15 protein-coding genes, 5 tRNA genes and 1 pseudogene are annotated in these 17,928 nt (G+C 47.0%); 10 read left to right on the top strand and 11 right to left on the bottom strand.

Annotated elements, in window-relative coordinates:
* Positions 1-190: 190 nt before the first annotated feature.
* Complete coding sequence (locus DZE2538_RS12670; protein ID WP_038916498.1) at positions 191-1,453, bottom strand: glycosyltransferase; 1,263 nt, start codon at positions 1,451-1,453, stop codon at positions 191-193.
* A 572-nt stretch (positions 1,454-2,025) separates the two neighbouring features.
* Positions 2,026-2,101, bottom strand: a tRNA-Asn gene (locus DZE2538_RS12665).
* A gap of 382 nt (positions 2,102-2,483) precedes the next feature.
* Between DZE2538_RS12665 and DZE2538_RS12660 the strand changes: the two are divergent.
* Positions 2,484-2,750: pseudogene (locus tag DZE2538_RS12660) on the top strand (LysR family transcriptional regulator); the annotation flags it as partial.
* An 81-nt stretch (positions 2,751-2,831) separates the two neighbouring features.
* Here the strand turns inward: DZE2538_RS12660 and cycA are convergent.
* A complete protein-coding gene (gene cycA, locus DZE2538_RS12655; RefSeq protein WP_038916497.1) occupies positions 2,832-4,235 on the bottom strand; it encodes a D-serine/D-alanine/glycine transporter in 1,404 nt (467 codons plus the stop codon).
* Positions 4,236-4,563: 328 nt separating this feature from the next.
* On the opposite strand from cycA, the gene DZE2538_RS12650 reads away from it, so the two are divergent.
* Positions 4,564-4,639 (top strand) — tRNA-Lys (locus tag DZE2538_RS12650).
* A gap of 293 nt (positions 4,640-4,932) precedes the next feature.
* Here DZE2538_RS12650 and DZE2538_RS12645 read toward each other — a convergent pair.
* Entirely contained in the window at positions 4,933-5,157 is a 225-nt protein-coding gene (locus tag DZE2538_RS12645; protein WP_019843897.1) for a DUF2594 family protein, read from the bottom strand.
* A gap of 642 nt (positions 5,158-5,799) precedes the next feature.
* Between DZE2538_RS12645 and uvrY the strand changes: the two genes are divergently transcribed.
* The 7 genes from uvrY (at position 5,800) to DZE2538_RS12610 (ending at position 10,250) form a co-directional block, all read left to right on the top strand.
* On the top strand, positions 5,800-6,456 hold the full coding sequence (gene uvrY / locus DZE2538_RS12640) for a UvrY/SirA/GacA family response regulator transcription factor (RefSeq protein WP_019843896.1): 657 nt from the start codon (positions 5,800-5,802) through the stop codon (positions 6,454-6,456).
* Entirely contained in the window at positions 6,449-8,281 is a 1,833-nt protein-coding gene (uvrC, locus tag DZE2538_RS12635; RefSeq protein ID WP_038913647.1) for an excinuclease ABC subunit UvrC, read from the top strand. Before uvrY ends, uvrC begins: the two co-directional genes overlap by 8 nt.
* A 57-nt stretch (positions 8,282-8,338) precedes the next feature.
* Positions 8,339-8,887, top strand: coding sequence for a CDP-diacylglycerol--glycerol-3-phosphate 3-phosphatidyltransferase (gene pgsA / locus DZE2538_RS12630; protein WP_019843894.1), 549 nt, complete (start codon positions 8,339-8,341; stop codon positions 8,885-8,887).
* Positions 8,888-9,028: 141 nt separating this feature from the next.
* Positions 9,029-9,104: transfer RNA gene (locus tag DZE2538_RS12625), tRNA-Gly, on the top strand.
* 29 nt (positions 9,105-9,133) lie between these two features.
* A tRNA-Cys gene (locus tag DZE2538_RS12620) sits at positions 9,134-9,207 on the top strand.
* A gap of 8 nt (positions 9,208-9,215) precedes the next feature.
* Positions 9,216-9,302, top strand: a tRNA-Leu gene (locus DZE2538_RS12615).
* Between the two features lie 381 nt (positions 9,303-9,683).
* Positions 9,684-10,250 carry a hypothetical protein gene (locus DZE2538_RS12610; RefSeq protein WP_038916496.1) on the top strand — a complete coding sequence of 189 codons (567 nt, stop codon included), beginning with the start codon at positions 9,684-9,686 and terminating at the stop codon, positions 10,248-10,250.
* Positions 10,251-10,408: 158 nt separating this feature from the next.
* Here the strand turns inward: DZE2538_RS12610 and lysC are convergent, their stop codons facing one another.
* The 4 genes from lysC to DZE2538_RS12595 are packed head-to-tail and all read right to left on the bottom strand — an operon-like array spanning position 10,409 to position 11,792.
* Complete coding sequence (gene lysC, locus DZE2538_RS21275) at positions 10,409-10,678, bottom strand: Rz1-like lysis system protein LysC (protein ID WP_236617020.1); 270 nt, start codon at positions 10,676-10,678, stop codon at positions 10,409-10,411.
* Positions 10,563-11,003 carry an Rz-like lysis system protein LysB gene (lysB, locus tag DZE2538_RS12605; RefSeq protein WP_038916495.1) on the bottom strand — a complete coding sequence of 147 codons (441 nt, stop codon included), beginning with the start codon at positions 11,001-11,003 and terminating at the stop codon, positions 10,563-10,565. The genes lysC and lysB overlap by 116 nt, the downstream gene beginning before the upstream one ends.
* A complete protein-coding gene (locus DZE2538_RS12600; protein ID WP_038916494.1) occupies positions 11,000-11,491 on the bottom strand; it encodes a glycoside hydrolase family 24 protein in 492 nt (163 codons plus the stop codon). Before DZE2538_RS12600 ends, lysB begins: the two co-directional genes overlap by 4 nt.
* Entirely contained in the window at positions 11,481-11,792 is a 312-nt protein-coding gene (locus DZE2538_RS12595) for a phage holin family protein (RefSeq protein ID WP_012884185.1), read from the bottom strand. The genes DZE2538_RS12600 and DZE2538_RS12595 overlap by 11 nt, the downstream gene beginning before the upstream one ends.
* A 620-nt stretch (positions 11,793-12,412) precedes the next feature.
* Between DZE2538_RS12595 and DZE2538_RS12590 the strand changes: the two genes are divergently transcribed.
* Positions 12,413-13,690, top strand: coding sequence for a right-handed parallel beta-helix repeat-containing protein (locus DZE2538_RS12590; protein WP_023640191.1), 1,278 nt, complete (start codon positions 12,413-12,415; stop codon positions 13,688-13,690).
* 73 nt (positions 13,691-13,763) lie between these two features.
* Here DZE2538_RS12590 and DZE2538_RS12585 read toward each other — a convergent pair whose 3' ends face one another.
* From DZE2538_RS12585 to DZE2538_RS12575, 3 genes are all read right to left on the bottom strand, one after another.
* The gene (locus tag DZE2538_RS12585) at positions 13,764-15,050 is read right to left on the bottom strand and encodes a cellulase family glycosylhydrolase (RefSeq protein ID WP_038916493.1); all 1,287 of its coding nucleotides are present in this window, start codon (positions 15,048-15,050) and stop codon (positions 13,764-13,766) included.
* A 495-nt stretch (positions 15,051-15,545) separates the two neighbouring features.
* On the bottom strand, positions 15,546-15,923 hold the full coding sequence (locus DZE2538_RS12580; RefSeq protein ID WP_023640189.1) for a cytochrome b562: 378 nt from the start codon (positions 15,921-15,923) through the stop codon (positions 15,546-15,548).
* 222 nt (positions 15,924-16,145) lie between these two features.
* A complete protein-coding gene (locus DZE2538_RS12575) occupies positions 16,146-17,582 on the bottom strand; it encodes an EmmdR/YeeO family multidrug/toxin efflux MATE transporter (RefSeq protein WP_038916492.1) in 1,437 nt (478 codons plus the stop codon).
* Between the last annotated feature and the right edge of the window lie 346 nt (positions 17,583-17,928).

Here is a 17,928-nt window from a genome sequence, read left to right as displayed (position 1 = left end):
TCGTTGTGGTTGTGTCTCTATAATGCATGCCGCGTGCCACTTTATTGCTGAACACGATGACGCTTTCAGTGTAGCTGCGACAGCATGCAATACCTGGAAAATCATCAAGAATGTTACCGATTTGTGCTGTCTTAGCCTGATAAGGCGTGAGTCCAACGGTGTGTTCAGTAGAGCATGACCCGAAGAGGGATTAACCTGGGGATGAATGGGATTTTGCGGTATGCCTGGCATAGGCATCGCATACCGTTGTGACGATTTGCTCACCGACAACCTGCCCGGGAAGGCATTGCTGGCGAATGCGCTGGCAATTCTCTGCGATCTCGGGGTCGTCCAGCAGTTGGTGTAATGTCTCCTCGAACCTGTCGATCTCGTTGTCTTTAAGCCAGGCACCACACTTCATGGCTGTCACCCGACGCGCGTTATCGAACTGATCAAAGGCACTGGGTATCACCAATTGGGGGATACCGGCGGCGAAGGATTGCGCCATCGTACCGATACCGCCGTGATGGATAATGGCCGCACACCGATGCAAGTAGTGGTTCAGATTGACATGGCGTTCGATACGGATACCGGTATCGTTTGCTAAGTCATCATTGGGCTTGCCAACGATTAAACATTGATAACCACGTCGGCGGATTTTTTTTACCAGAGAAACCATCAATGCCTGTTTGCTACTGAGCGCCCAACTCGGCATAAACATGATGGTCGGCCCCTGTGCAATAAACTGCGCCAGAGAGTCATCTTGCTGATTATCCAGCAGGTTAAACAACGGAAATCCTACCTGACGGATATGTGGCGGCCAGTCTGGCAAGGGGGAGGCGAACCACTCAGGAAACAAACACAGTAACGTCGAGTCCGTACGATGTGCCCAGGAGGTCAGTACACGTTCGATACGCGGTAATCGTAGTTGATTTCTAAAGCGATTGATAAAAGGTGCCAGTGTTCTGTCAATCAGGTATTTCTCTGCGAGATGCAAAAACAGGCGGCGCAGCCGAATCGGTAACAGACGGCCCCAGGCCAGTTGGCGGTGATAGGGGGGATCGTAACTGGAGATAAATGTTGATGGCGTGACGCGCACCGGGATAACACAGCAGCCACGGGTTTCGCTGAACATTTTGGCGGAGAACGACCAGAGAGAGGTGAGAATGACCGAGTTACTGTCGACCCACGGTTCCAGCGCATCATAAGCGGCTTGCTGTTGGGCATTCATATACATCACCATTTCACTGAATGCGGATTTTTGATTCCATAAGCGTTGTGAATTAACGGCACGTAAATATTCCTCGCTACTACCTACCGGGATAAACTGTAATCCTCTTTCTTTTGCCGTTTTTTCAAAATAAGGATTGGTACAAAGGTAAACCTCCAGTCCGGCATTCTTTAATGCTTCACCTATTATAATGAATGGATAAACATCTCCGGCAGATCCCAGCGTGGATAAAAATATCCTCATGACTCCCTCCTGTGTGCACCAGAATTCTCTGATGTAATTTCATCCTTGTGATTTATTACGGTAATTAATAGTGGTGTGAAAAATAACCTCTTAGCCGACTTTTATTGTCTATTATTCCTTACCCGATGCGTGCGCGGCACTGAAGGTAGGATGTCTTACCGCTCTTTTTGCATAAGATTGTGATAGTCAATATCGGCTGGCCGGTAGCGCATTATCGCGAGTATAGGGGAGGGGATATAAGTCTGTACAGGTATTATTCTCGGGCCGGTTTATTGACTTTTGTATCAGGTTTTATTCTAAGTAAGAAATAAAATAAGCAGCAGGAAAATAACAATAATTGATTGTCACGTTAGTTTTTCTATTATAAGCAGATAATTAATACTGCTTAATTAACATGGGCTGATTATCACGGCTTATTAGGCTGAACATTAATCATTATCTGACGTCATATCTGATTAATGCCTCCACGATGATGAACCTGAACCTGACAGCACGGCGATGACATAACGGAGTGTCGGGCCATACAAAGAAAAACGCCTCGCAGTTCTTTATGAACTGCAAGGCGTTGAATTTGGCTCCTCTGACTGGACTCGAACCAGTGACATACGGATTAACAGTCCGCCGTTCTACCGACTGAACTACAGAGGAATCGCTAAGTGGTGTGGATGATAGCGGCAGCCTGAGTGCTTGTCAAAGCATGATAGCGCTGGGGATGACTGTTTGCTGAACTTATAATCAAATTATTGAAATTATTGCGGTAGTCGGCGTTTTTCACACCAGGCGATGGTCGACATTGTTCAGGAATGCACTTTCAGATAGCAATCTTTGCACTACTTTGGTGCGAGTGGGCCACGTTACGGGTGGGTAGCGGTTCATGGTGGGGAATTAGTATTGTTACTGTTGCGGCTATCACCATTGCTTTTACTTATTTTTAAGTGGGTTAAGCCATGGGAGCACTTTTTTTGATAATAGTGAAATGATCTGGCGCGCTTCTTGCTACTACTAAGCCGTAACTATTCGGGAGGTACACATGAATCTGAGACGGCTCAAATACTTTGTAAAAATCGTTGATATTGGCAGCCTGACCCAGGCCGCTGAAATGTTGCATATTGCGCAACCAGCGCTGAGCCAGCAAGTTGCCACGCTCGAAAGCGAAATGGAGAAGCAATTGCTGGTACGTAGTCGTCGTGGCGTAACGCCGACTGAAGCGGGCAAGATTCTGTATTCACATGCACAAACTATTTTGAATCAGTGCGAACAAGCAAAGCATGCGGTGAACGGTGTACGACAAACAGTAAGTGTTTAATCGGATACGGTCAGCTATACCAGCAGGTGTAGCTGACCGTATTGAATTCCAGACTTTTTTAGCGTTTGGGGTTTACGCCTCAACCTGTGCTCTACGACGGCGAATAAGCTGGTAGGCTATCGCCAACACGACAAACCACACCGGTGTCACCATCAATGCCTGTAGTGTATCTGGCTGCAGCGTCAGTAATACCAGTACGAAAGCAAAGAAAGCCAGACAAGCCCAACTCATCACAATACCGCATGGCATTTTGTATGAAGAGGACTGGTGTAGCTGTGGGCGATGCCGACGGTACGCCAGATAAGAGCATAGGATAATGCTCCATACGAACATGAACAAAATGGCGGACACGGTCGTGACCAGAGTAAACACCGTCATGACGTTGGGAATTAAATAGATCAACACCACACCGGAAAGTAGGCACAGGCATGAAAAGAGCAGGCCTGCTGAAGGTACGGCGCGTTTAGAGAGCTGGCCAAAGCGTGCCGGTGCGTCCCCTTGTCTGGCCAACCCGAACAGCATGCGACTGGTAGAGAAGACCCCACTATTGGCGGAAGACGCTGCGGATGTCAGTACCACAAAGTTAATGACGCTGGCCGCCGCCGGTAACCCTACCAGGACAAACATTTCCACAAACGGACTGCGATCGGCTGCGATATGACTCCACGGCGTCACGGACATAATCATGATCAGCGCAAAGACGTAGAACATGATGATGCGTATGGGGATGGCGTTAATAGCACGTGGCAGCACCACATTAGGATTTTTAGTTTCTGCCGCGGTGGTGCCAACCAGTTCTATACCAACAAAGGCAAAAACCGCGATTTGAAAGCCGGCGAAAAAGCCGCTGAGCCCTTTCGGAAAAAATCCCCCGTCTTGCCACAGATTGCTCACGGATGCGACCGCACCAGAAGGTGAGGTGAAGTGCATGATAACCAGTCCGGCACCGATCACGATGAGTGCGACGATGGCGACTATCTTAATCATGGCGAACCAGAACTCCATTTCGCCAAACAGCTTAACGGTAGCCAGATTCAACGTCAGGAGCAGTAACACACAAAGCAGAGAGCTAATCCACTGTGATAAATCCGGCAGCCAGAATTGTGCATAGGCACTGATGGCGACGACATCGGCAATACCAGTGACCACCCAGCAAAACCAGTATGTCCAGCCGGTAAAAAATCCGGCCCACGGTCCGAGCAAGTCGGCAGCAAAATCACTAAATGACTTGTAATTAAGGTCGGAGAGCAGTAGTTCTCCCATCGCACGCATAACAAAAAACAGCATGAAACCGATGATCATATAAACAAATATGATCGATGGGCCGGCAAGACTGATCGTTTTTCCCGACCCCATAAATAGGCCGGTGCCAATAGCGCCACCGATGGCGATTAACTGGATGTGGCGGTTGGTGAGATTGCGCCGCAGGTCGCTATGCCCGGTGTTATCCGGGGAATGAGGCGTTTGTTCTGTCATTTGTTGTAGTTTCCGGATCCTGTCTGTCGTGATAAAGGGGAGAGTGAGTCACCCACAAGTGATAAGAAATCAGAATGATTAATAATAACACGGTATTCATCTGATGATGAGTTGAGAAGATTGCGCCTGTCTATCAGGTAAAGCGGTATCCGGTGAACGCTGGGAAAAGCTACCTACCCATCCGCATCGGGTTGCCATCAGGGTGAAGTAAACCGGGAGCGGAAAATAGTGATGGGTTACAAGGTGTTCGCCGAATAGTTCGAGGTTGAAAAAAGTAGGATGAACTATTTGACAGATGGCGTTAAGAGGAGAATAATCCGTCCCCGTTGGGTCGTTAGCTCAGTTGGTAGAGCAGTTGACTCTTAATCAATTGGTCATAGGTTCGAGCCCTATACGACCCACCAACACTTCCTTTCATGAGCACGGTCGTTAAGCTCATATGAGTATTTCTCTAAGAATTTAATTACTAAGATGATTTCTTGTTCTGCTTTATTTCATTCGAAAAATTTCATCGTAAATAAAATCGATTAAATACAGCTCCGATATGTATCTGGCAAATTTATTTGCTGACGAAATATAAATCATCTTGTCAGTATTTGTGTATTGTTATTTCTATTTCTGTTTTTTTATTAATCAGGTAAGCGTGATTTATACCCACCGAACAATTGCGGTTATAATATTGTTCGGTGGGATTTGATTAGCGGCGGTAGACTGTTTTGATTTGCTTAATAGTTGTGTTGAATATCTCGGCCTGGGTTGGGTCTTCCAGTTGAGCCGCGTATTTCTCCATGTTAACGATCACTTTTCCAGCATCAGCCTGACCGATGGATTTCAGCATCAACGTCGTCAGTACTTTCAGACAGCTCACTTCATGAGCCAGTGTTTCTGGTATAGACGCTGTCGGGAAGTCATTGTTATTCATAGAATCTCCTGTGGGAAACGGAAGTCGGCGAGCAGCCCCTGAGGGTGGTCTGCACCCAATGCTTGTCGACGACATAACAAAATTTGGACCTATTATACCATACATGACAATCCATCTGGCGAGGAAAATAATCCTGTCAGAAGGTGAAGTTGTATTGTTTTTATCTGTTTATGCCACATTCTGCCTATATTTTGTTAACGTATTTTTTGGCTTTTAAATGCGTTTGATTAGAAACATTGCAACTTTTATATGGATATTTTGGGGCAGGTGTATTATTTGTAGTAAACAGTCGGTGCAACAACGTGACAAGACGGTTACAATGATGGAAAAAGTCGTCGTGTGACTGATTGCCTATACTCGTAAAACTTGATAATCTCTTGATTGTATTTATTTTTTGAAATTTTTAGACGGTAATGCCGTCTGTTTCTCTAAAAAACCAGGTTTGAAATATGAATACTGTGATGGTGGAGAGTTCCTTGTCTGATACGCACTCGGTATCATTCAGGAGCTTAAACAATAATACCACATAGTAGAATAAAAAATACATTTTTAATTAAAAAGTGTATTCATTTTTTCTAAACCATGTAGTACCACCTGCAACAAACGCGTCTGTAAGTGTTACTCTTTTTGGAGAATTGTTCTTTGATTAGCGTTTTTCTTGTTGATGACCATGAACTGGTGCGAGCAGGGATACGGCGCATTCTTGACGATATCAAAGGCCTCAAGGTTGTTGGTGAGGCGCAGTGCGGAGAAGATGCGGTCAGATGGTGCCGTAATAATAGTGTGGATGTTGTGCTGATGGACATGAACATGCCAGGAATAGGCGGTCTTGAGGCAACGCGCAAAATTGTGCGATTTTCCCCTGAAATTAAAGTTATAATGCTAACGATTTACACAGAGAACCCCTTGCCAGCTAAGGTGATGCAGGCAGGTGCGGCGGGTTATCTCAGTAAAGGGGCAACCCCGGAAGAGGTGATTTGCGCCATTCGCTCTGTGCATGCTGGTAAGCGATATATTGCGTCGGACATTGCTCAGCAGATGGCATTAAGCCAGCTGGAGCCGCAGACGGAAACACCGTTGGAGTGCCTGTCTGAGCGTGAGTTGCAGATCATGATAATGATCACGAAAGGGCAGAAGGTGACGGAGATCTCTGATCAACTCAATCTTAGCCCGAAGACGGTCAACAGTTATCGCTATCGAATGTTCAGCAAATTGAATATTAATGGCGATGTAGAGCTGACGCATCTGGCGATTCGTCATGGGCTCTTTAATGCGGAGACATTGATTAGTAGTGACTGACTGTTTTGATGCCCAGGCTTTTCTGAAGACCGTAACCAGTCAGCCTGGGGTTTACCGCATGTATGATGCCAGTGATACGGTTATCTATGTCGGTAAAGCTAAGGATCTGAAAAAACGTCTTTCCAGTTACTTTCGTGCTCATGTTGCCAGCCGCAAAACAGAGGCTTTGGTCAAAAGTATCCGTCAGATTGATGTGACGATCACGCATACTGAAACCGAAGCCCTGTTGCTTGAACACAACTACATCAAGCGTTATCAGCCACGTTATAACGTGTTGCTGCGTGACGATAAGTCCTACCCCATGATTTTTCTCAGCGGGGATACACATCCCCGGCTGTCTGTCCATCGAGGCGCTAAACATGCCAAAGGCGAGTACTTTGGTCCGTTTCCTAATGGGAATGCAGTTCGTGAAACACTGATGCTACTGCAAAAACTGTTTCCCATTCGCCAATGTGAAAACAGCGTGTACCGCAATCGCTCGCGTCCGTGCCTGCAATATCAGATTGGCCGCTGTCTGGGGCCGTGCGTTAACGGCCTGGTTAGCGAAGAGGAATACCAACAGCAGGTCGATTATGTTCGTCTGTTTCTGTCAGGTAAGGATCAGCAGGTATTAACCCGCCTGATTGAACGAATGGAGGCGGCCAGCCACGCACTGAAGTTTGAGGAAGCCGCCCGTATCCGTGATCAGATTCAGGCTGTACGCCGTGTTACCGAAAAACAATTTGTCTCTGGCGATGGTGATGACCTTGATGTCATCGGTGTGGCGTTCGATGCTGGTATGGCATGTGTGCATGTGCTCTTTATTCGTCAGGGGAAAATACTGGGTAGTCGGAGCTATTTCCCCAAGGTTCCTGGAGGCACCGAACTGGCAGAAGTGGTACAGACCTTTGTTGGCCAGTTCTATTTGCAAGGGAGTGTTTCTCGTACTTTACCATCCGACATCCTGCTAGATTTTTCCCTACCTGAGTATCAGTTGTTAGCTGAATCTCTGACTGAACAAGCGGGTCGAAAAATTCAGATTCAAACCCGACCTCGCGGCGACCGGGCGCGTTATCTCAAACTGGCTCGTACTAATGCGCATACCGCACTGACAACCAAGTTGTCACAGCAATCGACTATTCAGCAGCGTCTGACGGCATTGGCTTCTGTGCTTGGAATCGAAAAAATCAACCGCATGGAGTGCTTCGATATCAGCCACACTATGGGTGAGCAGACGGTGGCCTCCTGTGTTGTATTTAATGCGGATGGTCCGCTACGTTCGGAGTATCGACGCTACAATATTACGGGTATTACACCAGGTGATGACTATGCAGCGATGAATCAGGTACTCAGGCGGCGATATGATAAATCAATTGATGAAAGCAAGATTCCTGATGTGATCGTCATTGATGGTGGTAAAGGGCAGTTGGCGCAAGCCAGAGATGTTTTTGCGTCATTGCACGTAACCTGGGATACGACCCGCCCTGTATTGCTGGGCGTTGCAAAAGGCAGCGATCGTAAAGCCGGTCTGGAAACCCTGTTCTTCGAAGCGACGGGTGAAGGTGTAGCTCTACCGGCTGATTCACCAGCACTGCATGTGATTCAGCATATTCGTGATGATTCACACAATCATGCTATCAGTGGTCACCGTAAACAGCGTGCCAAAGTCAAAAGTACCAGCTCGCTGGAAACGATTGAGGGGGTTGGGCCAAAGCGTCGCCAAATGCTGTTGAAATACATGGGTGGATTGCAGCCGCTGATGAATGCCAGCGTGGAAGACATTGCCAATGTGCCGGGAATTTCGCATGCGTTGGCAGAAAAAATCTTTCATGCATTGAAACACTAGAGGCAATGTAGCAACATAACCCTATTATCTTTCGGGCCAGACAGTTACCCAGACGCTATGCGATTTAATATACCAACGTGGCTTACCCTGTTTCGTGTTGTGCTAATCCCATTCTTTGTGCTGGCGTTTTATCTGCCATTTAGCTGGGCGCCGATGGTATGCGCTGGCATCTTTGTTTTTGCCGCGGTAACCGACTGGTTTGATGGTTTCCTTGCCCGTCTATGGAAGCAGACCACGCGTTTCGGGGCCTTTCTGGATCCGGTGGCTGACAAAGTCATGGTGGCGGTGGCGCTGGTGCTGGTCTGCGAGCATTATCACTCGTGGTGGATTACGTTGCCTGCCGCGACGATGATTGCGCGAGAGATCATCATTTCCGCATTGCGTGAGTGGATGGCTGAACTGGGTAAACGCAGTAGTGTGGCGGTTTCCTGGATTGGCAAAGTTAAAACTACTGCGCAGATGGTGTCGTTGGTCGGTTTGCTGTGGCGACCTGAACCTATGGTTGAGGCGGCGGGGGTTGCGGCTCTGTATGTGGCGGCTGTATTAACGTTCTGGTCAATGTTCCAGTATTTGAGCGCAGCCTGGCGTGATTTGCTTGAACATTGATCGCCTCGCCTTAAAAAACAGCAAACGATTCTGGTGAGGTGATAATTTTATTGACTCACTGCGTCAGGTAAGTAGAATGCACCGCATCGACAGCAACACGGTTTATTGAAATTACTTAATAAACAATGCGTTCTGTAGAATGCGGGAATAGCTCAGTTGGTAGAGCACGACCTTGCCAAGGTCGGGGTCGCGAGTTCGAGTCTCGTTTCCCGCTCCAAGTTGATTTAGTTGTAGCGTTAAAAATGGGGCGCGTTGGCAGAGTGGCCATGCAGCGGATTGCAAATCCGTCCACCTCGGTTCGACTCCGGGACGCGCCTCCAAATTCTGAGCCCAGATGGTGGAATCGGTAGACACAAGGGATTTAAAATCCCTCGGCGTTCGCGCTGTGCGGGTTCAAGTCCCGCTCTGGGCACCATGCGTTAACGCCTTGTAATATAAGAAAATAATTAAAAGAACATGACCGCCACAAGGCGGTTTTTTCGTGCCTGTAATTTGGTAAGTGGCAGCAAAATAGCGACAGCGCTTTTCGCGGGCGTTGATAATGACGGTTTTATAAGCCGTAATAAGGCCGAATTTGAAAAAAGTTTTATTCATGAATTGTGATTAAAAATTCAGGGCGGTTCGTCCGTTTGCTTTCGGATGCTGTGGTACGGAGCTAAGTTAGTTCCAACACGATAGAAAATGCTGTGGTGTTATGCCCCAATTACCACCGTGCTTTGCATTATGCCGTGAATAAAGATGTGCTGCGCGAAGGGATGTATCAGGCGCTTTCACGGCTAATTAAGGTATAGCCATCATGTTTAGTTGGTTCAAACCAAAGCAGAATAACTGCGTGCAGGTAGTTGATAGGCTTCGTCAGATTGAAACGGTTTTTGCGCCAGAAGGATGGGAGCGACACGCAGAAATCGCTGTTGGCGGATTGAGTGAAATCGGCTTCTCAAAAGTGACTCATCACCTGTTAGTTGTTTCATCCAATGGTCGTGGGGTTATCGACTGCCAGACAGGGGAGCGTGTAGCCAGAGATTATGAAGCATATGGCTCCTGGTACGACTCGCTGAATATGACTTGCCTTGGCATTGGCCCGCTTGATGGTGAGCTGATCTCCATTGCTGGGTTATGCGGTGGTGGATTGCCAGTATACAACCGCTATGGGGAGAGACTGGAAGTCGCTGCACCAGAATGGCCTGATGAAGACGTTTATTTTTGCCCGCCGAATAAGTCAGCGTTTATTAACGGCCATCAAGCTGGATGCTGCCGTATCTTCCGCGACCAGATTCTCAGTATGGGCTTTTCCTGGAATGGGGAGTTTATGGCGGTCGCAACATCCAGCGATTTCACTGTTTGGCAACGACAAAGCCCCTGATTCAAGGTGCGTAGATATGCAAAACTCTAATCAGCGGCCCGATAGTTGTACGCGCTATCTGAAGCCTATGCGATGTCAGTGACAGCCCAAATAGTCGCCCCCGTTTTTCAGATACAAAAAAGGTGGCCTTCAGTCAGCCACCTAATAACGGAGCATTATTACGGTTCCTTCCGCGCCTGGGCCACTTGAGCTGCTGGTAGAGTCGTGCTGCCATTTGCAACATTACTTGTTGCCTGACACTCGATGATTGTATCCACCTGGTCGGCACAGGTTGCCAGTGCGGCTTCAGTTTCATCCAGCAGGGCGTTTAATTCACCGTTGGTTTGTGGGTTGGCTGGTGGAAACCGGCAGGGAGTCAGTCTGGGACAACCATTCACGGTAAGCACGGCCACCTGAGAGGGCGGGGCGCTGGCGCAACCGGATAATATCAGCAGGCAGCTCAGAATCAGCCCAGCGTTTAAACGCTTCATTTTCATGTTGTAATCTCACTATCATTTTTTGTCTCTCGGAAAGAGCCACCTGGGTGTCTGCGGCCATGTCGCGTAAACGTGCCTGCTCAATGTTGCTACGTTCAGCCTGTGCAGACAGCGCTGTTAACTGACTGGATTTTTCATTCAGTGCTGTTTGTTGCAACGACAGTGTTTGTGCTTGCTGCTCTGTCAACTGCCGGTTGGTGTGCAGCCTCCAGGACTGCACACCGATTCCAGCGCTAAGTAGCATTATGATGGCAGCAATGATCATGCTGCTTTTCATGCCAGTTCTCCTCCCGCTTGCTGATAGGCGGTAAGGAGGCGATCTATACTATGCTCGCGTTGACCATAGCCCGCTCCCGGTAATGAAGCCCATATGTTGCTACACCGAGTAATGGCGCTGGTGATCTGACCCTGTGCGATGTCTTCCAGTGCCCGCTGTTCCCGGATTAGCTGAATAGCTAGTGTGTCTTGTGAATCGGGCCCGAAATCCGGCAGTTTTAACTGCGCTTTGTATGTCGGCCAATAGCGGTAGAGCTGTTGATAGCGCCCTGCTGCAGTCGAGCGTTGTCCTTGCTTGTTGAAGATTTTTCCCGGGCGACCGTTAGCGAAGGGGTGATCATGGTAGTCGGTGAAGATCTCTGGCTTACCATCAATGCCGGTAACAATGACATCGTAGCCACGATTACGGGTAAGTGGGTGCGTTGCCGTCCCTTCGGAAAATGCCAACATATCCAGAAAGGCAGTTAGATTGGGGGAGTTAGTGGGCATCGTCACTTTCCCCCGATTTGGTCTGTTCGCTCAGTTGTTGAACACGGCGTTGAATAAGCAGTTCAATAGCCTGGTAACCAGCGATGCCGAGTGCTGCGCCAATGCCGTTAATGGCAACAGGTGACAGGTCGGGGAATTGAACCAGTGCGATACCCGCCATCATCGAGACGAATCCTCCCAGCATCACACGCCCTACAAATAGTCGGAGTGTGATGGGTTTACTGCTTGCCAGCACTTTGCCGACGGCAATCAGCGTGCCGATAATAAATAGGGAGACAATGCTTTTATCAGTTTCATTCATGTGTAAGTCCAGTCGTTGGTGTTGGAAATGGAGCAATAAAACAACAGAGATAACGGCGTGTTTTTACGTGTTGTCTCGTGGTATACGCCCGCTATTAAACCAACTGGTACAAGGCGATGGCAGCGATGGGTGATGGTTCAGTTATCAGCAAACAGGATGTTGCCGATTGCGTGATTTCTCATTTTTGAATTCATATACTAATAATGAAATTTTTATTTAGGTGAGAGAGGAATAACTAAAACTACATTATCCTTGTTATTTTATAATGTAATATGATTTTCTAGTGGGATAAATTTCTTTGGCTTCTGGATGTTGCCAGAGGCTTAATTATATTCATACAGTGTAAAGATAGTATACTCACCTCACCCCAATATGCAGGATGCAATGTATTCAAAACAGCCTTTGTTCACGGATAATCGAAGGAATATCATTTTCTTTTAACATAGTATTTACCGTGACAGGTGGGTTAAGTCTTACAAGGCTGATTCATTCAGCCATTAATGTCACTATTGATGTGAGATAGATAGCACCATAACGATTTATCTTTCTGATGACATAGTCTGATGTAGGCATCTTGGGGCCGACGGATAAATGATTTCTACAATATAATGGGGTAAGGAATGAAGTATTTAAACTGTTTCATCAGTACCGGGTTAGCAGCATTCTTCTTGGTAAATAGCACCTCTGTTCTGGCCGCAGATTGCAGTTCTGATCTCACTAGTGGAATTAGCACTAAACGTATTTATTACGTTGCACCTAATGGCAATGGTACCAACGATGGTAATAGCTTTAATTCTCCAATGAGTTTTTCTGCTGCGATGGCGGTAGTTAACCCAGGTGAGCTGATTCTTCTCAAACCAGGAACGTATACCATTCCTTATACCCAAGGGAAAGGTAATACCATTACGTTTAATAAATCAGGAAAAGAAGGATCGCCGATTTATGTGGCGGCGGCTAATTGTGGGCGCGCAGTATTTGATTTTTCGTTTCCAGATAGTCAATGGGTACAAGCGTCATATGGATTCTATGTGACGGGTGATTATTGGTATTTCAAAGGTGTTGAGGTAACACGGGCTGGTTATCAGGGCGCCTATGTCATCGGTAGTCATAATACCTTTGAAAACACCGCGTTCCATCATAATCGTAATACTGGTCTTGAGATCAATAACGGTGGTGCATACAACACTGTTATTAACTCAGACGCTTACCGTAACTATGACCCTAAAAAGAATGGTAGCATGGCCGATGGTTTCGGTCCGAAGCAGAAGCAAGGTCCGGGGAACCGCTTTATTGGTTGTCGGGCCTGGGAGAACTCAGATGATGGGTTCGATTTATTTGATAGCCCACAAAAGGTGGTGATTGAGAATAGCTGGGCATTCCGTAATGGTGTCAACTATTGGAATGATAGTGCCTTCGCTGGCAATGGTAATGGATTTAAATTGGGTGGTAATAAGGCGGTTGGTAATCACCAAATTACCCGCTCTGTTGCGTTTGGCAATGTGAGTAAAGGCTTTGATCAGAATAATAATGCTGGTGGCGTGACGGTAATAAATAATACGTCATATAAAAACGGCATTAACTATGGTTTTGGTAGCAGTGTGCAATCGGGACAGAAGCACTATTTCCGTAACAATATTTCAGTGGCTGGCTCGGTAACGGTGAGCAATGCGGATGCAAAATCTAATTCGTGGGATACAGGGCCTGCAGCTTCCGAGTCTGATTTCGTTAGCCTGGATACCTCGCTGGCTACGGTAGCGCGTGATAACGATGGAACATTACCGGAAACATCATTGTTTCGTCTTTCGGCTAATTCAAAGCTGATTAATGCCGGTACAAAGGAGAGTAATATTAGTTATTCAGGAAGTGCACCTGACCTTGGTGCGTTTGAACGTAATTAAGCGAACGATATGTGCATCAGGGCTGCAATGTGCAGCCCTGTTTTTGATTTTAAATCAAAGTATTGTAAGTAGGTTAGTTACAACTGCCCACCAATGCCCAGGATGAATCACTGCCTGGAAGGGATGTCGTGTACCAGTTCGCGGTATAGAGGCTGCCTTTATAAACAATCGACTGTCCCGCTTCGTTATGATCGGGTTGGCCACCAGCCCAATCTTTACTGACCCAGTTAGGGTAAATATTCACATTGGCACAACTAGTCGTTGCCGAGGAGTCCGGCGCGTTAGCACTGTCATTGGTCATGTCTGTAGAAACATCGCTGGATGATTCAGATTCAGACATAGCACTAGCGGCATTACTGGTTTTATAGGGCCAACTTTGAATAATCGATTTTACTTTCTTACCTGACTCAGTCAGATTTTTAGAGTCAGGATAATAGGTTGAAGCCCCTTCATTTTTATCATTCAATGCCCAGTTCGCATTGCTGATATTGTTATCACGCATAAACGTGACCCAGGCGTCTGTCTCTGAATAATTCACACCACCATTTCCATCTGCATTAACGCTACCCCACTCGGTAACAAAAAGTGGAATACCGTTATTTATCGCTTGTCGTGCCTTATTCCGCAGTGACTCGCCGTGTGTTCCTGCATAGAAGTGCAGCGTATAAGCAATGTTTTTGGCATTGATGGGGTCACGTGATGCTTCATCAACATTTTGTGACCAACTAGGGGTGCCAACAACAATTAGATTATCAGGGTCAATAGCGCGGATGGCAGAAATAACCGCTTCTGCATAGGGCTTGATGGTATAGCTCCATGATACCTGGAGCGGCTCGTTATAGATTTCATAAATCACATTTGGCTTGTCGCCATATTTTCTGGCCATCTCCTGGAAGAAGCTGATAGCTTCACTACGGTTGTTTTCTGCTGAATGCGAGTGCCAGTCTATGATTACATACATGTCGTTGGCAATCGCTGCATTGACTACCTTTTCAACCCTGGCTTTATTATTGGTCGGATCCTGGAGGTAACCGCCGTATTCCTGCACCCCCATTGCTGCACGAACAATACTGGATTTCCAGTCTTTCTTTAGTGAGGCAACCGTCTCGGCCGTATAGAATTTCTCGGCATTCCATCCGGTATTACTCCAAAATAGACTATTACCGGAAAAACTCCTTACCTTTCCTCCTGCATAGATTTTACTTCCGCTGACAGATAGCGGTTCAACACTTGCCCATGTATTACTGGAAAGACAAATCAGGCTGAGGCCTACGCAGCTACAGGAAAGAAACAGTTTTTGACGAAAGGTGTGTTTTTTTCTATTAACGGTAGCATTATTTTTTGAATCAAACAGAGGCATAAATGAATCTCCATTTCAGATAGCTATATTTCAAAGTGAGTAATAAGTAGAATGCGCAATATTGTCATTCTACCCGTTAAGGCCCTTATTCATATCGATGCATCGAATATAATAAAAGGCACTGTAATGTTATAGTCTATTTCTCCAATAGTTCCAATCCCCTTAACCATTGTGTGTGTTTTAATTTATCCTGCATGATGGAATCTAAATGCCTAATATCAGCCAGACATACCGAAGCCTATTTTTCGATGGTTAGTCATGTTAGTGAATGAAAGTCTCTAAGAATGAGATGATGCGCTAAATTAAAATAATACGAGAATTTTTCTGACAAAACCAAAATTGCTGGTGGTAAATGCCTGCGGGGTTAGCGTGATAACAACAGTTCTACTCCGATGGGTAGGTTTACGCTGTGCTTTTAATTAAGCATTGGTGAGGTAGAACAGGAAAACGCAGCAGTGATAATAAACTTCACTGCTGCAATGGAATCACGACGGATTATACGCCCAGTTTTTTGTGGTACTCTGCGCGAGTTTTCTTCAACTCATCAGTAGCCGCTTTTGCTTCCTGAAGTTTGCCTGCATCAACCAGTGCAATGGCTGCGTCAATTTGTTTGAGCAGTTTGTCCAGACCTTCATTGAAGACCTTGCTGTTTGGACTATTGTTGAATTCTGGGTCTGCTTTAGCCTTGGCTGCATGTGCTTTCATGTTCAGCAGGTCGGCTTTCAGTGTGGCGGCATCCGTGGCACTTGAGGCCCCTTTATAGCTCTTTGCCATCGCACCCATTTCATCTTTGACCGCAGCCTGACTGGCGAACGGCAGTGTGACTGCAGATGCCGCGATTGCCAGACTGATAGCCATAATAGTTTTTTTCATTGCTCACTCCTGTTAGTTAGCCTGATGGCGGGGTTCATACCCTTTATTAGTTTTCGGCAGTATTCACGACCACCTATGTATGGTCAAATGGATTTTACAATGCAGCGCCACGATAATGATGAAAGATAAAAGTCAGGGGAAGACATCCCGACTAACGCATTACATATCATGAAGATTTTGTCACTGCTGACGTAAGTGGAACATCACCGGTAGTCGATTTTTTTATTGATCGCTCTTGTTTGGTGTGGTGTAGCGCCATAGCCATTTTCCACTAACCATACGGTGATAAAACAGAACGCCACGGACAATCCAGTCAAAAAACATACCCATCCAGACGCCGACCACGCCAAAACCCAACATGATGCCCAGAATATAACCTGCGATCACCCGACACCCCCACATACCAGCCAGTGCTACCCACATGGTATAACTGGCATCTTTGGCTCCTTTTAACCCGGCTGGCAGTACCCAGGATGCCGCCCATACGGGCATAAATAGCGCGTTCAACCAGAGCAGGTGTTTAACAACCTGAATCACCTCAGGTTCATTGGTATACATTGCAGCCAACAATCCGGCGGTGGGTACTGACAGTAGTGCTAACGCACACAGGCCAATGTTCGAAAGCCAAAAGATATATTTCAGCTGTCGCTCCGGTTGCATGCGTTGCCCTTTACCCAGTCTGGAACCGACAACAATGGTTGACGTCGAGCCCAGGGCATTACCCGGCAGGTTGATCAGTGCAACAATCGAAAAAGCGATAAAATTGCCAGCGATAACCTCCGTTCCCATACCTGCGACAAAACGCTGGGTGATCAATTTACCGACATTAAACATCACCGACTCAATGCTGGCCGGGATGCCAATGCTGAGTACTTCGTAGAGGATGGCCGTGGTAAACGGAGCGAAATAACTCTGAAAGGGGATACGCAGTGCACCATTGAAACCTTTTGTCAGTGCGAACACTACACAAAACGCCCCCACGTAACGGGAGAGCGTGATCCCTAATCCGGCCCCGATAAACCCCAGTCCTTGCCATGAAGCGACACCGTAGATCAACAGCCCGCTAAATAGAATGTTCAGGATATTCATCCAGATATTAATAACCATCGGCAATCGGGTATTGCCAGCGCCCCGTAACGCTCCACACCCTACCAACGTGACCGCCAGTGCAGGGTAACCCCAGACGGTGAGGCGCAGGAATGTCAGCGCCAGTGACTTGACTGCGGGTTCGGCACTACCGGCAATCAGATCGATGATGGACTGGCCCGCGATTTCAACCAGTATTACCAGTAGCACGGAAATTAGCACCAATAATGAGATTGATTGGCGTGCGGCGTGTCGAGCCTGCTTACGGTTACGCTGGCCAAGACTAAACGCGACGACAACTGCCGTCCCAAGCGCGACAGCGGTGAAAAAAGCAATGATCAGCATGTTGAAGCTGTCCGCCAGCCCCACGGCTGCCATGGCTTCTTTACCAAGCCAGCTCACCAGAAAGGTACTGAAGATTCCCATCAGTACCACACACAATCCTTCAATGAAAATGGGAACGGCCAGCGGCGTGATTTCGCGCCTGAGTAAGACTCGGTTGGAGTGACGTTTTTTGTACCAGGCGGTATTTTTTAGCGTGCTTAACAGCTGTTTGGCTGCGTTCGAGATCATATAACCTATCTTCTTGTATTACAGGTGGACACATGGTGCATGCCTCAAGCCTTTTTTATCGCGCGTTACGTGATGATGGGGTAAAGCACCATGCTGTAGTTGAAAATATGAATCCCAGACAGCGGTTTTCCTCTTCATCCAGTGGATTGTGGCCGAATTACATGTTCGGATAACAATTCACTGAGGCGATTATAAAAGTATGTTGCGCAGAGTGGGGATGCCAATATCAGAAAAATAATAATTTAGATGAAACGGTGTTTTAAGTGGATGCGGCGATATATTCAACTGCCTGCGGCAATAACTCCGCAGCGATGTACCAAAATAATGTATCGGTAAATAAAAGTGG

Source organism: Dickeya zeae NCPPB 2538 (assembly GCF_000406165.1).
Classification (GTDB): domain Bacteria; phylum Pseudomonadota; class Gammaproteobacteria; order Enterobacterales; family Enterobacteriaceae; genus Dickeya; species Dickeya zeae.
The sequence above is the reverse complement of the archived record's forward strand: the minus strand, read 5'-3'. Positions and strand labels throughout refer to the sequence as shown.